Origin of the sequence: Actinomycetospora chibensis, from assembly GCF_028737215.1 — a bacterium.
Lineage (GTDB): Bacteria > Actinomycetota > Actinomycetes > Mycobacteriales > Pseudonocardiaceae > Actinomycetospora > Actinomycetospora chibensis.
Genome location: NZ_JAQZAM010000016.1, coordinates 84445 through 98042, shown reverse-complemented (window position 1 = coordinate 98042; position 13598 = coordinate 84445). Strand labels below are relative to the sequence as shown.

Genomic DNA, 13598 nt, shown 5'->3' with positions numbered 1-13598 from the left:
GCGAGCGGGGCCTGCTCAGGACGCCAGGTGCTTCGCGATCTGCTCCACGACGAAGTCCATCCCCACGGCGGCGCCGGGCAGGGTCAGCAGGGTGAAGAAGCCGTGCATCTGGCCGGGGACGAGCAGCGTCACGACGCTGTTCCCGGCCTCGGAGAGCCGGTCGGCGTAGGCCTGGCCCTCGTCGCGCAGCGGGTCGTGCTCGGCGAGCAGGACGCCCGCGGGAGGCAGCCCGCCGAGGTCCTCGGCGCGCAGCGGCGACGCGTCGGGCTCGCCCCGCTGCGCCGGGTCCGGGGCGTAGTGCCCCCAGAACCAGATCATGGCGGCGCGGCTGACGAGCAGCTGGTTGGCGGGATCGACGTACGACGGCCGGTCGACGTTCGCGTCCGTGACGGGGTAGACGAGCACCTGCCCGGCGAGAGAGGGACCGCCGGCGTCGCGGGCGCGGCGGGCCACGATGGCGGCGAGGTTCCCGCCCGCCGAGTCGCCGGCGACGACCACCGGGACGCGCGCGCCGGCCAGCGTCTCGACGTGCTCGTCGACCCAGCGCAGCGCCGACCACGCGTCGTCCACCGCGGTCGGGTACCGGTACTCGGGCGCGAGCCGGTAGTCCACGAGCACCACGACGCAACCGGTGCGCACGGCGAGGGTGCGCCCGAGCGTCTCGAACTCGTCGAGCGCCCCGATCACCCACCCGCCGCCGTGGTAGTAGACGACGACGCCGCGCGGCGTGCCCCCGGGCACGATCACCCGCACCGGGACCGGCGCATCGGCCAGCTCCACGACGTGCTCGACGTCCGGGCCCGGCCCGTAGAGCTCGGCCAGCGCCGGGCCGAGGTTGCGGGCCTGCTCCGGGGTCATGTCGCTGATCGGGGGGAGGCCGCTCTCCCCCAGCTCCGTCATCAGCGCCGTGCTCGCCTCGTCGAGAGCCATGCACCCATCCCTTCGCTACCAAACGGCCGTTAGTCTATTTCGGCGTGGTCCCGCTCACAACGGGTCGGCCCCACTGGGCGTGCGCGGTCACCGCCGCGCGACCGTCGGCGTGCCGCAGGGCGAAGGACCCGTCGTCGTACGCGACGGGCGTGACGACGTCGCCCGCGACCACCGTCGCGCGGAAGCGGGCGTCGAACCCGAGCAGCGCCGCGTCCGGGTGGCGGGCGGTGAGGAAGCCCAGCGCGTAGGCGAGGTTCGCCGGGCCCTGGTTGACGCACGCCCGCCCGAACCCGAGCGCGGCCGCGGCGTCGGGCTCGAGGTGGATGGGGTTGGGGTCGCGTAGCAGCAGGGCCATCAGCTTCATCTCGTCGGCGCGGACGGTGAGCGGCTCGCCGGTGTGCTCAGGACCGCCCGGCGCCGGCGCCGGCGCTTCCGTTCGCGGGCCCTCCGGGGGCGCCGGCACGTCGCGACGCGGCAGCACGAAGCCGTAGGTCGCGGTGAGCACCGGGGCACCGTCGCCCCGGACGAGGTCGAGCACCACCTCGATCTCGTCGACGACGCCGAGCAGGCGGGAGCGGCGCCGCCGGACCGTGGTGACGCCGCCCCGCACCTCGTGGTCGACGTCGAGCGCCAGTAGGCCCACGCACCGGGCGCCGAACGTGCTCAGCAGCGGCCCGGTGTCCAGCGGGCAGCCGAGGGTCTCGAACAGCGCCGCGAGGGTCAGGCCCAGACCCCGCTGCGGGGCGAGGAACGCCCAGATCGGGTGCGGCCGCGGCGATCGGGGCGACCGCACGGCGTCGTGCAGGAGCAGGCTCTCGTAGCCCTCGACCCGGCAGGTGCCCCCGGGAAGCCGGAGGCCGGCGAGATCCTCGGGCGCCGTCACACGCGGCTCCCCGGGCGCGGCGCCTCGGTGATCCCGGCCGCGGCCAGCTCCTCGGCGATCCGCGCCCGGAGCGCCACCTTGCGAATCTTCGTGCCGGACATCGGCCACTCCGCCACGAAGCGCACGTAGCGCGGCACGCGGAAGCTCGCGATGCGCCCGACGCAGTGCGCGATCAGCTCCTCGGCGGTGGCGGACGCCCCGGAGGCGAGCTGCACGAACGCCGCCGGCACCTCCACGTAGCGCGCGTCCGGGGCGGCGACCACGGCCACCACCCCGACCGCGGGGTGGGTGAGCAGGTGGTTCTCGATCTCGGCGGCCGACACGTTCTCGCCGCCGACCTTGAGCATGTCCTTGAGCCGGGTGCGGAACGTGACCCGCCCGTCGGCGTCGACGGTGACGACGTCGCCGGTGTGCACCCAGCCCTGCGCGTCGATCGTCGCGGCCGTCGCCTCGGGGTCGCGGAAGTAGCCGTCGAACGCCGTCGGGCCACGGAAGAGCAGCTCACCGAGGGTGTCGGGCGGCAGGTCGGCGCCGCTGTCCGGATCGACGACGCGCACGCTCATGCCCGGCATCGGGTGTCCGCCGGTGGTCAGGCGCGCTTCGAGCGGGTCGTCGAGGCGGCCGAGGGCGAGGAACGCGGACGACTCGGTCATCGCCACGCAGGAGACGTGCACGGCCTGCGGCACCCGCGCCGCCATCGAGCGCAGCCGCTCGGGGACACCGACGGCCATGACGAGCCGGATGCGGTGCAGGTCCCGCTCGGGCCAGTCCGGCCGGTCGAGCACCGGCAGCCAGATCGTCTCGAAGGCCGCGAGCGCCACCGTGATCCGCTCGGCCTCGAGCAGGGCGGGAGTGGACGCGGGGTCGAAGTGCCCGGGGTGGACGAACGCGGCGCGCGCGGTGAGCGCGGCGACCGCGAACGTGATGCCGCCGCCGTGGAAGAGCGGGATGGCGGTCCAGATCCGGTCCGCCGGGGTGAGCGCCATCCGCTCCGCGATGCCGGCCGCGAGCCGGACCAGCGCCTCGTGCGAGAGCAGTGCGCCCTTCGGCGCGGCGGTGGTGCCCGAGGTGTAGACGAGCACGGCGGGATCGCGGACGCAGGTGCCGGCCTCGGCCCTCCCGACATCGGCCACGTCCCCACCGACGAGGTCGGCGAGCGTCACCAGGGCGCGCAGCTCCGGCGTCGGGCCGCTCTCGACCGCACGGCGGGCGAGGTCGGCGAGGTCGGGGGCGCCCGGCGCCGGCCCGCCCCGGACAGGCGCAGCCGTCACCAGGAGCGCGGCGCCGGAGTGCACGACGACGTGGCGGACCTCGTCGGGCCGGTAGCGGGCGTTGACCGGCACGGCGATCGCCCCGACGCGCGTCACGGCGAGCAGCAGGGCGACGAGGTCGGCCGACGCAGGCAGCAGCAGGGCCACCCGGTCGCCCGCCGTCACGCCCAGCCCGAGCAGCGCGGCGGCGTGGCGCACCGAGCGCTCCGCGAGCGCGCCCGTGGTCAGTCGCTCGCCGTCGGCGAACACCAGCGCCTCGGCGTCCGGGTCGGCCGCCGCGGACTCGTCGACCAGCTCGAAGAGCGTGGTGACCCGCGGTCTCACGGACGGCTCGCCGGAACGCCGTCGTGCACCACCGGCAGCGACGTCTGTGCCCGCGAGGCGATCGTCGGCAGGTACTCCGGCTCGCCCTCGACGCGCAGGCCCGGCAGGCGGCGCAGCAGCGTGCCGACGGCGATCCGGGTCTCGATGCGGGCCAGCTGCGCGCCGATGCAGGCGTGGACGCCACGTCCGAAGGCGATGTGGGTGGCCCGGGAGCGCGCGAGGTCGACGGTGTCGGGGTCGGCGAACCGCTCGGGGTCCCGGTTGGCCCCGCAGAGCACGAGGTAGACGCGTTCGCCCGCCTGGATGGTGCGCCCGCGCAGCTCGTGGTCCTCGATCACCCAGCGGACCAGCACCTTGATCGGCCCCACGAGCCGCAGGGCCTCCTCGACCGCCGGGGCGACGAGGGCCGGGTCGTCGCGCACGCGGTCGCGCAGCTCCGGGTCGGCGGTGAGCAGGCGGACGGCGTTGGCGATGGCGTTGGTGGTGGTCTCGTGCCCGGCGAACAGCAGCAGCGCGCACATGCCGACGAGCTCGTCGTCGGAGAGACCCGAGCCGTCGGACGGATCGTCCCCCGAGATCATCGCCGAGAGCATGTCGCCGCCGGGCTCGCGGCGGCGGTGCGCGACGAGGGCGCGGAAGTACTCGGCCATCTCCTCCAGCCCGCGCAGCGCCCGCTCGTGACGGTCCGGGCGCGCGTCGCCGCCGGCGCCGAACGCGACGAGAGCGAGCTCGTCGGACCAGGAGCGGAAGCGGTCGCGGTCCTCGGGCGGCGCGCCGAGCATCTCGGCGATGACGATCGCCGGCAGCGGGTAGGCGACGCCCGCGACGAGATCCGTCGGGCGGGCGGGACTGCTGCTGGCGAGGAAGGTGTCGACGAGATCGTCGACCAGCGTCTGGATGCGCTCCTCCATCGCCGCGATCTGCTGCTGCTTGAACGCCGCCCCGGCCAGGCGCCGCAGCCGGGTGTGGGCGGGCGGGTCGGTGACGACCATCCACTCGCTGATCAGCCCGAGCATCTTCTGCGACGCGTCGCCCGACGGCTTGTCGCGCGCCGACATCAGCGGGCGGACCCGGTCCGACGACAGCGCCGGGTTCTTGAACGCCGCGACGACGTCGTCGAAGCGCGTGACGAGCCAGGCCCGGTGGGTCGGGCTCCAGTGGACGGGGTCGTGGGCGCGCAGGACCGCGGCGGCCCCGTCGGGATCGGCCACGGCCTCGGGGGTCAGCAGGTCGTCGGGGAGCTCGGCCGGCTCGAGACGGCTCACGGGGTACCTCCCACCGGGACGGGCGCCGCGGCACCGACATCGGCGAGGCCCGGGCGCAGCACGTCGGTCACCAGCTCGAGGTGGCGGTCGACGATCTCGGGGGGCAGCCCGCCGAGGTCGGCGAAGCAGAAGACGTCGGTGACCGGGAAGCCCTCGAGCGCGGCGAGCTGCTCGCGGACCGCGGCGACGGCGTCCTCGCCGGTGCGGACCCGCAGCTTCGGGAACGTGGTGTCGCCGGGCTCCGGGGCCGCGTCGTCGTTGCCCTCGTACGACTCCCGGTTGCGCCGGGCGGCGGCGCGGACCTCGGCCTTCGCGGCCTCCGGGTCGTCGGCGAGCAGGACGTTCACCAGGCCGCCGAGCCGGCCCTGCTCCCGCGGCCACCCGCCCGCGGCGAGCCCCTCGGCGTACGGGGCGACCAGGGCCGGGTCGAGCCAGAGCAGCCCGGCGCCGACCCGTCCGGCCAGTCGGGCCCCGCGGGGCCCTCGCGCGCCGACCCACGTCGGCAGCGGGCGCTGCACCGGCGCCGGCGTCACGGTCCCGTCGGCCCACAGCCCGGGCAGGCGGCGCAGATGGTCCTCGAGCGTCGCGTAGCGGGCGCGGTGGTCGGCGCCGACCCGCGCGAACTCCTCGGCCCGCCAGCCCGCCCCGACGCCGAGCTCGAGCCGGCCGCCGGAGACGAGGTCGACCACGGCCGCCTGCTCGGCGAGGGTCTCGACGGGGAGCATCGGCGCGATCACGACGCCGGTGCCGATCCGCAGGGTGTGCGTGCGCGCGGCGATCGCGGCGGCGGCGGTCAGCGGCGCGGGGAGGTAGCCGTCGGCGAACCCGTGGTGCTCGGTGACCCATGCGGCCTCGAGCCCGCGGCGCTCGGCGTCGGCGACGCGGTCGAGCGTGCGGCGGTAGACGTCGGCGCCCGTCGCACCCGCCGGGATGCGCAGGTCGAGGTAGAGCCCGAGGCGCGTCACCGCGTGGCCCCGGCGGGGGTGAGGGCGCGCAGGAGCCCGAGGCGGTCGCGGACGACGTGTCCTGCGACGACCCGTCCGTCGGCGACGGCGACCACGGCCGCGGCGTGGAGCGTGGCGGGCGCGCCGAGGTGCTCGTCGGCCCCGTCGAGGCCGCCGCGGAACGCCCCCGAGATCGTCACGTGGACCGCGGCCCGGTCGCCGGCGCTGAACAGGTCGTCGATCACCACGACGTCGGGCTCCACGAGCGTCGCGGGGTGCCTGCCGTCGTCCACGACGACGTCGCCGAGCGTCGGCATCCCCTGCTCCGCCCAGGCCCGCGCGGCGCGTTCGGTGCCGGCGTCGGGCTCACGGGCCACGGTGTCCCAGGGCGCCGGGGTGGGCGGGGGCACCGCGTCGGGCACGCCGTCGGCGAGCTGGCGGCGGCGGGCGAGGTAGTCCTGCTCGACACGGTTGGCGGTCAGCCGCCGCCCGTTCCAGGCGTACAGCCCGATCCCGCCCCACACCGCGACGGCCCCGCCGTGGCGCACCGAGGCGCCGTGCTCGGAGAAGCGCAGGGCGAGGCGCTCGCCGTTGCTCACGACCTCGTGGACCGTGAGCCCGAGCCCGGGGAACTGCTCGAGCTGCTTGCGCGTCGCCGGCTTGTAGGCCTCGTCGCGGCCGGCGACGATGTGCGGGCCCATGCGCAGGACGTAGTCCGGCTCCATGATGTTGTCGCAGACGGCGAGGTCGTGGGAGTTCGTGTAGTCGACGACGTAGCGGCGCATGAGGGCCACGAAGGGATCCATCGCCGGGTCACCGTCCCTCGAACCGCGGCGGGCGCTTCTCGGTGAACGCGGCGATGCCCTCGGCGGTGTCGGCGGTCTCCTGCAGCATCGTCACCGCCTCGAGCGAGTAGCCCGTCTCCCCGCGGTCGACCCCCCGGTTGATCATCTGTTTGCCGACGCGCACGGCCAGCGGTGCGTTCCGCGCGATGCGCTCGCCGAGCGCCACGGCCTCGTCGAGCAGGGTGTCGTGGGGCACCACCCGCTGTACCAGCCCGATGCGCTCGGCCTGCGCGGCGTCGACGCGCTCGCCGGCGAGCACCATCCACTTCGTCCAGTGCCGGCCCATCACCGCGGGCCCGCGCAGCACCCCGAAGCCGGGCACGAGCCCGATCGCGCTCTCGGGCATCGCGAAGCTCGCGCGGTCGGAGGCGAGCACGAGGTCGCAGGCCAGCGCGAGCTCGCAACCGCCGCCGAACGCGTAGCCGTTGACGGCGGCGACGACGGGCAGCGCGCACTCCTCGATGGCCGCGAAGGTCCGCAGGCAGTCGGCCTGGAACCCGCGCTTCGCCGCCGCCCCGTCGAGGTCGCCGAAGCCGGCGATGTCCCCGCCGGCGGAGAAGGCCTTGTCGCCGGCCCCGGTGAGCACCACCGCACGCGTCGTGCCGTCCGCCTCGAGGCGGGCGAGGGCCTCGCGCATCTGGGGCCAGAACGCCTCGGTGAGCGCGTTGTGCTTCTCCGGCCGGTCGAGGTGGATCACCGCGACCGGGCCGTCGGTCTTGACGGTGATCTCGGTGTCGCTGTTCATGACGCACCTCCCCGGTGGCCCACCCGGTGCGGCCGCTCCCCCCAGGCGATCTCGATGCTGGTGGCGATCACGTGCCGCGTCGCGGCCGGCGCGATCACGTCGTCCAGCGACAGGTGCGCCGCGGCCTCCCATGGCTCGGACTCGGCGACCCACTCGGCGGTGAGCTCGGCGGCCCGCGCGTCGCGGGCGTCCGGGCCCTCGTCGACGAGGAGCCGGTCGAGGGCGCGGCGGTGCACGGTGCGGATGCCGGTCTCGGGAGCCATGAAGCCCATCTCCGCCGTGGGCCAGGCGTAGAGGAAGTCGGGCCCGGTCGGGCGCCCGCCCATGGCGAAGTGCCCGCCGCCGTAGGCCTTGCGCAGCACGACGCCGACCCGCGGGACCGTGGCCCGCGCGATGCGCGAGACGGTGCGCTCGTAGGCGTGCAGGATCCCGGAGCGCTCGGCGTGGCTGCCGATCATCAGCCCCGGGACGTCGTGCAGGAACACCAGCGGCAGCCCGAACGTGTCGCACAGGTCGACGAAGTCGTGCTCCTTCGCCAGCGAGTCGGGGTCGAGCGCACCCGCGCGCACGAGCGGCTGGTTGGCGACGATCCCCACCGGCCGGCCCTCGATGCGGGCCAGCGCGCACAGCAGGCTCGGCCCCCACCCGTCGGCCCAGGGCAGCACGGACTCCGCGTCGGCCACGGCGGCGAGCACCTCGCGCATGTCGTAGCCCGCGCGGGCGCCGGTGGGGACGACGTCGGCGAGCTCGGCGGGATCGCGCGCCGGCGCCACGGGCTCCGACGCCGGCGCCGGGAGCGCGGCGTTCGAGGGCAGGTAGGACAGGAACGCGCCGAGGGCGTCGAGCGCGTCGGCCTCGGTGTCGACCACGAGGTGGGCGTTGCCGGCGGCCGTCGCGGCCTCGGGCCCGCCGAGCTCGTCGTCGGTGACGCGCTCGCCGATCGCGGGCTCGACCACCGACGGACCGGACAGTGCGACCGACGACCCGCGGGTCATGACGACGTAGTGGGCGGTGGCGGCGTGCAGCGCCGAGTCGCCGTAGGACGGGCCGAGGACCGCCGCCGCCCGCGGCACCGCGGGGCTGCCGTCGGTGGCGCCGAGGAAGCTGGTGAAGTCGAGCGGGAGACCGGAGAACCGCCAGCCCATGACGTCGGGCATCCGTCCGCCGTCGGCATCGCAGAGCAGCACGAGCGGGAAGCCGCCGTGCTGGGCGTGCTCGATGAGCCGGCCCTGCTTGCGCATACTGATCGGCGCCGTGGTGCCGGCGACGGCGGTGGCGTCGATCCCGATGACGCCGACCCGGCGGCCGTCGAGCGTGCCGAACCCGGTGACCACCGCGTCGCCGGGCACCGGCTTCTCGCGGCGGATCTCCGGCTCGGCGAGCGCGCCGATCTCGAACCAGGTGCCGGGGTCGACGAGCGCGGCGACCCGCTCGCGCACCGGCATCCGCCCCGAGGCCCGGTGCCGAGCGAGCGCCTGCTCGCCGCCCATCGCCTCGGCGGCCTCGCGTCGGCGGGCCAGCTCGTCCAGCGCCTCGGTCATGCCGGACCGTGCCGTCCCGGGTGCCATGGCGTCGGGGGCCTCGTGCGCGGGAGTCTGCCCGTGCGGCACCGGCCCCTGGCCGTTGGCGACTGGCACCGTTCCTCCCCGCATGGACGTGGCTCTCCCGGCGACCGTAATCTACCATCCGGTCGTTTGGTAGATGGCGAACGAGAGGAGGCCGCCGATGGAGCGTGCCCGGCCTGGCCCGGTCCTCGTCGCCAACCGTGGCGAGGTCGCCGTGCGCATCGTGCGGGCCTGCCGCGAGCTGGGCCTGCGCTCGATCGTGGTGCACACCGACGTCGACGCGGGCGCGCTGCCCACCCGGGTCGCGGACACCACCGTGTGCGTCCCGTCCTACCTCGATGTCGACGCCGTGGTCGGCGCGGCGCTCGCCCACGGGGCGCGGGCCGTGCATCCGGGCTACGGCCTGCTCGCCGAGGACGCGGGCTTCGCACGGGCGGTCACCGACGCCGGCCTGGTGTTCGTCGGCCCGCCCGCCGAGGTGGTGGCGGCGATGGGCGACAAGGTCCGCGCGCGGGCGCTCGCCCGGGAGAGCGCGGTGCCGGTGCTCGACGGCACGGAGGAGGCCGTCGACGCCGCCCCGGCCGGGGACGCCGCCGCGCGGATCGGCTTCCCGTTGCTGGTCAAGGCCGCGCACGGCGGCGGGGGCCGCGGGATGCGGGTCGTCGCAAGCGCGGACGAGCTGCCCGGCGCCCTCGCCGCCGCGGGGCGCGAGGCGGCCGCCGCCTTCGGGCGGGGCGAGGTGTTCCTCGAGCGTCACATCGCCCGCGCGCGCCACGTCGAGGTGCAGATCCTCGCCGACCACCACGGCGCCGTCGCCGTCCTCGGTGACCGCGACTGCACCGTGCAGCGCCGCCACCAGAAGCTGCTCGAGGAGGCGCCCGCCCCCGACCTGCCCGACGCCGTGCGCACCGAGCTGCACGAGGCGTCCCGGCGGCTCGCGACGGCCGTCGGCTACCGCGGCGCGGGCACCGTGGAGTTCCTCCTCGACCGCGACACCGGCGGCCCCGCCTTCCTCGAGATGAACACCCGGCTGCAGGTCGAGCACGGGGTCACCGAGATGGTCACGGGCGTCGACCTCGTCGTCGCCCAGCTCCGGATCGCGGCGGGGGAGCCGCTCGGCGAGGTCCTCGGGGGCTCGATACTCGATGGCCGGGTCGTGGTGCGGGGCCACGCGGTGCAGGCGCGGATCGCCGCCGAGGACCCGTGGGAGGGCTTCCGCCCGGCGCCGGGGCAGGTCACCGCGCTGACGCTGCCGTCCGGGCCCTGGGTGCGCTGCGACCTGGGCGTCGAGGCCGGGGACGCGGTGCCCGGCGCGTACGACTCGCTGCTCGGCAAGGTGCACGCCTGGGGCCCGGACCGCGCCACCGCGTGCGCACGCCTGTCCGCCGCGCTCGACGACCTCGTCCTCACCGGCGTGCCCACCACCGCGCCCTACCTGCGCGCGGTGCTCGACCGCCCCGACCACGCCGCGATGGAGCACGACACCGGCAGCGTCGAGCGGGACTGGGCGCCCGACGCCACGGCCCGGCCGACGCCGACCCGTCGGGAACCGGCCACCACCCGCGCCGTCCACCTCGCCACCGACCGCGGCCCGCTGGCGCTGCGCGTCCCCCGCCACCGCGCGGGCGCGACGGGGGCCGCCGCCGAGGCGCCCCGCCCGGAACGCCGCGGGCCGGCGACGGGGTCGACGCCCACGGGCGACCCGGTGGCGCCGATGGACGCGACGGTCGTCGAGGTCGTCGTCGCGCCGGGCGACGACGTCGACGCCGGCGCGGTGCTCGTCGTGCTCGAGGCGATGAAGATGGAGCTCCCGGTCCGGGCGTCCCGGGCGACCCGCGTCGACGCCGTGCACGTCGCGCCGGGCGACCGGGTCACGGCCGGCAGCGCGCTGGTCGCGGTGACCGCAGCGGTGCCCGAGCCGTGAGTGCCGACGTCCCGACGACCTCGTCCGAGATCGCGGGCACCTGATCCACGTCCGAGCTTCCGCACACGTGGACGACGCGCCCCTGATCTCCCACGGTGCGCCGCCCGGCCATGATCAACGGAAGAACCGCCCGTCCGCTGCGTCCGACGGCGCGCGTCAGGCCCCGACGGCGGCATCGCGCGCCACGAGGGCGGCGGCGGTGGCGACGCCGTGCACCGCCATGGCCGCGAGCTGGGCGGCGATCTCCTCGGGCGTCGAGGGCCCGTCCGCGCGGAACCAGCGGTAGACCCAGTTCGTCGAGCCGAGGATGGACAGCCCGGCGACCCGCGGGTCGACGTCCGGCCGGGCCAGGCCCTCGCTCTGCGCCTCGGCGACGAGATCGCGGAAGACGCCCTGGTAGGCGTGGCCACTGCCGAGGATCTCCTCGCGGCGCGCGGTCGGGAGCGCCTCGAGCTCGTGCAGGAACACCGCGGTCGGCACGAGGTTGCGGCAGGCGTGCTCGACGTGGGCGCGGATCGTGCGCTCGAGGCGGTCCAGGGGGTCGCCCTCGGAGGCGGCCGCGGTGCGCACCACGGCGTAGCCCTCCCGATGCACCTCGCTGATCACCTCGAAGAGCAGGTCCTCCTTGGACTGGATGTAGTAGTACAGGCTGCCCTTGAGCATGCCGAGGCGGTCGGCGATGTCCTGCAGCGAGGCGCCGTCGTAGCCCTTCTCGTAGAACACCTGGGTGGCCACCTCGAGCAGCTGGGCCCACCGTTGTTCGCGGGGCTTGCGCTCCCCGGCGGCGCGGCGCTCGCTGCGCCCGGCCGGGCGGCGGTCCTGTGCCATGGTCTGCTCCCTGGTCGAGACGCTCACGACGGCGCCCCGGTGCGCCCGACCACCATACGGTCGGTAGGTTGCCCGGAGCAGCTCACCCCGCCGTGCGGCTCACCCCGCCGTGAGGTGGCGACGCGACAGGCGCGGCGCCTCGGTGATCCCCCGGTCGGTCAGCTCGGCCGCGATCCTCTCGCGCAGCGCCCCCTTCTGAATCTTCGTGCCGGACATGGGCCAGGTCTCGACGAACTCGACGTAGCGCGGCGCCTTGTACGTCGCGAGCGCCTCCAGGCAGTGGTCGACGAGCTCGCGGGCGAGCACCTCACTGTCGGCGCCCCGGAACGCCGGCGCCAGCTCGACGAACGCGGCCGCGACCTCGCCCAGACGGGCGTCCGGGGCGGCGACCACGGCCACGACCCCGACCGCGGGGTGCTCCGCGAGGCGGCCCTCCACCTCGGCCGCCGCGACGTTCTCGCCGCCGACCTTGAGCATGTCCTTGAGCCGGCTGACGAACGTGAACCGGCCAACGGCGTCGCGGCGCACGAGGTCGCCGGTGTGGAACCAGCCCTCGGCGTCGATGCGCTCGGCCGTCGTCTCCGGATCCCCGTGGTAGTACGCCATCCGCGAGACGCCGCGGTGCAGGAACTCGCCGACCTCGTCCGGCGCGCACTCCCGGCCGGTCACGGGGTCGCGGACGGTCGCCTCCATCCCGGTCAGCGGCACACCGCTCGTGCCCGCCCGCGCCTCGGGCGGGTCGTCCACCGAGCCCACGCAGCAGAACCCGGCCGACTCCGTTCCGCCCAGGCACGAGATCTGCACCGCCGTCGGGAGCCTCGCCTGCATCGCGGCCATCCGCTCGGCCGGCCCGACGTTGATCACCGTGCGCAGCTCCGGCACCGCCGCCGGCCGGAACTCCGGGTGGTCGAGCACCGGCAGCCAGATCGTGTCGAACGCCGGGAAGGCGACCGTGGCGCGCTCGTCGACGAGCTGCCGCCAGGCGACGTCCGGCGCGAACGCGCCGACGTGGACGAGCGTGCAGGCCGCCGCGAGCGAGCCCATGAGCAGGTCGATCCCGCCGCAGTGGTGCAGCGGCAGCGGGGTCCAGAACCTGTCGTCGGGTGTCAGCCGCAGCCGGTCGACGAGGTTCTCCCCGAGCGCGGCGTAGGCGGCGTGCGTGTGGACGCAGCCACGCGGGCGCGACGTCGTCCCGGAGGTGTAGAGCAGGATCATCGGGTCGTCCGGGGCGACGTCCACCGCGGGCGCGTCGGCCGGGTCCCCGGCCAGCTCGGCGGGCGTCACGGCTCCCCCGCCGGCGAGCCCGAGGAGCTCGGGGGACGCCGCCACCACGGCGGGGTCCGCGTCGTCGCGCAGCCACGCCACCTCGTCGGGCGTGCCGCGGTGGTTGACGGGCGTGGGCACCGCCCCGAGCATCGCCGCCGCCACCGTGCCGACCACGGCGTCCAGCCCGCCGGGCAGCACGAGCAGTACCCGGTCGCCCCGGCGCACCCCGCGGGCGTGCAGCCCGGCCGCCCACGACCGGGCCGCCTCCCGCACCGCGGGCCAGGTCGCCCGCTCCGCGGGGAACACGACCTCCCGCGTCGGCGAGCGCTCCGCCGCGTCGTCGAGCAGCTCCGGCAGCGTGCGCGGCACGCGGGTGCTCACGCCTCGAACCCCTCCATCTGCGGGGCCGTCAACGGCGAGATCACGCGGCTGGCGATCTTCCAGCCCTCCGCCGTACGCCGGTAGGTGTCGACGTTGAGCGCGGCCGCCCTGATCGACGCCCCGCCCGTCGTGCGCCCCTCGGCCAGCACGTAGTTGGTGCCGTGCGCGTGGTCGTCGTCGTCGAACTCGACGACGTGGTTGGTCATGACGTGGAACTGTTCGGACATCGAGCCCGCGTCGCGCTCGAAGAACGCGAGGACCTCGTCACGGCCCTCGTAGCGCTCCAGCCCCACGCCCGTCGCGTCCCACACCGCGTCGTCGGTGTAGGCCGACAGCGCCTCCTTGGGGTCGAAGCGGTCCAGCCCGCGGGCGTAGAGATACGTCGCCTGGACGATCTCCGCGCGGTCGTCGGCGTTCGGCATCGGTG

The 13598-nt window shown here is 75.8% G+C and carries 12 protein-coding genes; 1 reads left to right on the top strand and 11 read right to left on the bottom strand.

Going from position 1 to position 13598, the window contains the following annotated elements:
• Positions 1-15: 15 nt before the first annotated feature.
• From PH189_RS23145 to PH189_RS23110, 8 genes are read right to left on the bottom strand one after another with little or no spacing between them, the layout of a single operon-like run.
• Positions 16-930, bottom strand: a complete 915-nt coding sequence (locus PH189_RS23145; protein ID WP_274191195.1) for an alpha/beta hydrolase — start codon at positions 928-930, stop codon at positions 16-18.
• 34 nt (positions 931-964) lie between these two features.
• Positions 965-1813 carry a MaoC family dehydratase gene (locus tag PH189_RS23140; RefSeq protein WP_274191194.1) on the bottom strand — a complete coding sequence of 283 codons (849 nt, stop codon included), beginning with the start codon at positions 1811-1813 and terminating at the stop codon, positions 965-967.
• The gene (locus tag PH189_RS23135) at positions 1810-3408 is read right to left on the bottom strand and encodes a class I adenylate-forming enzyme family protein (RefSeq protein ID WP_274191193.1); all 1599 of its coding nucleotides are present in this window, start codon (positions 3406-3408) and stop codon (positions 1810-1812) included. Before PH189_RS23135 ends, PH189_RS23140 begins: the two co-directional genes overlap by 4 nt.
• A complete protein-coding gene (locus PH189_RS23130) occupies positions 3405-4673 on the bottom strand; it encodes a cytochrome P450 (RefSeq protein WP_274191192.1) in 1269 nt (422 codons plus the stop codon). The genes PH189_RS23135 and PH189_RS23130 overlap by 4 nt, the downstream gene beginning before the upstream one ends.
• Positions 4670-5638 (bottom strand): LLM class flavin-dependent oxidoreductase, encoded by a 969-nt coding sequence (locus PH189_RS23125; protein ID WP_274191191.1) that lies wholly within the window; start codon positions 5636-5638, stop codon positions 4670-4672. Before PH189_RS23125 ends, PH189_RS23130 begins: the two co-directional genes overlap by 4 nt.
• Positions 5635-6423 (bottom strand): nuclear transport factor 2 family protein, encoded by a 789-nt coding sequence (locus PH189_RS23120; RefSeq protein WP_274191190.1) that lies wholly within the window; start codon positions 6421-6423, stop codon positions 5635-5637. Before PH189_RS23120 ends, PH189_RS23125 begins: the two co-directional genes overlap by 4 nt.
• Positions 6424-6430: 7 nt before the next feature.
• Positions 6431-7207, bottom strand: coding sequence for an enoyl-CoA hydratase/isomerase family protein (locus PH189_RS23115; protein WP_274191189.1), 777 nt, complete (start codon positions 7205-7207; stop codon positions 6431-6433).
• Positions 7204-8844 (bottom strand): acyl-CoA carboxylase subunit beta, encoded by a 1641-nt coding sequence (locus PH189_RS23110; protein ID WP_274191188.1) that lies wholly within the window; start codon positions 8842-8844, stop codon positions 7204-7206. Before PH189_RS23110 ends, PH189_RS23115 begins: the two co-directional genes overlap by 4 nt.
• 88 nt (positions 8845-8932) lie before the next feature.
• Between PH189_RS23110 and PH189_RS23105 the strand changes: the two genes are divergently transcribed.
• Positions 8933-10696 (top strand): acetyl/propionyl/methylcrotonyl-CoA carboxylase subunit alpha, encoded by a 1764-nt coding sequence (locus PH189_RS23105; protein ID WP_274191187.1) that lies wholly within the window; start codon positions 8933-8935, stop codon positions 10694-10696.
• 156 nt (positions 10697-10852) lie between these two features.
• Here the strand turns inward: PH189_RS23105 and PH189_RS23100 are convergent, their stop codons facing one another.
• The 3 genes from PH189_RS23100 to PH189_RS23090 all read right to left on the bottom strand — a co-directional run bounded on the left by PH189_RS23100 (position 10853) and on the right by PH189_RS23090 (position 13593).
• A complete protein-coding gene (locus PH189_RS23100) occupies positions 10853-11524 on the bottom strand; it encodes a TetR/AcrR family transcriptional regulator (RefSeq protein ID WP_274191186.1) in 672 nt (223 codons plus the stop codon).
• A 99-nt stretch (positions 11525-11623) separates the two neighbouring features.
• Positions 11624-13171, bottom strand: a complete 1548-nt coding sequence (locus tag PH189_RS23095) for a class I adenylate-forming enzyme family protein (RefSeq protein WP_274191185.1) — start codon at positions 13169-13171, stop codon at positions 11624-11626.
• The gene (locus PH189_RS23090; RefSeq protein ID WP_274191184.1) at positions 13168-13593 is read right to left on the bottom strand and encodes a nuclear transport factor 2 family protein; all 426 of its coding nucleotides are present in this window, start codon (positions 13591-13593) and stop codon (positions 13168-13170) included. Before PH189_RS23090 ends, PH189_RS23095 begins: the two co-directional genes overlap by 4 nt.
• Positions 13594-13598 lie beyond the last annotated feature (5 nt).

Coding starts and splice junctions, on each gene's coding strand:
- PH189_RS23145 (WP_274191195.1), bottom strand. CDS start 930: ATGGCTCTCGACGAGGCGAGCACGGCGCTGATGACGGAGCTGGGGGAG.
- PH189_RS23120 (WP_274191190.1), bottom strand. CDS start 6,423: ATGGATCCCTTCGTGGCCCTCATGCGCCGCTACGTCGTCGACTACACG.
- PH189_RS23115 (WP_274191189.1), bottom strand. CDS start 7,207: ATGAACAGCGACACCGAGATCACCGTCAAGACCGACGGCCCGGTCGCG.
- PH189_RS23105 (WP_274191187.1), top strand. CDS start 8,933: ATGGAGCGTGCCCGGCCTGGCCCGGTCCTCGTCGCCAACCGTGGCGAG.
- PH189_RS23100 (WP_274191186.1), bottom strand. CDS start 11,524: ATGGCACAGGACCGCCGCCCGGCCGGGCGCAGCGAGCGCCGCGCCGCC.
- PH189_RS23090 (WP_274191184.1), bottom strand. CDS start 13,593: ATGCCGAACGCCGACGACCGCGCGGAGATCGTCCAGGCGACGTATCTC.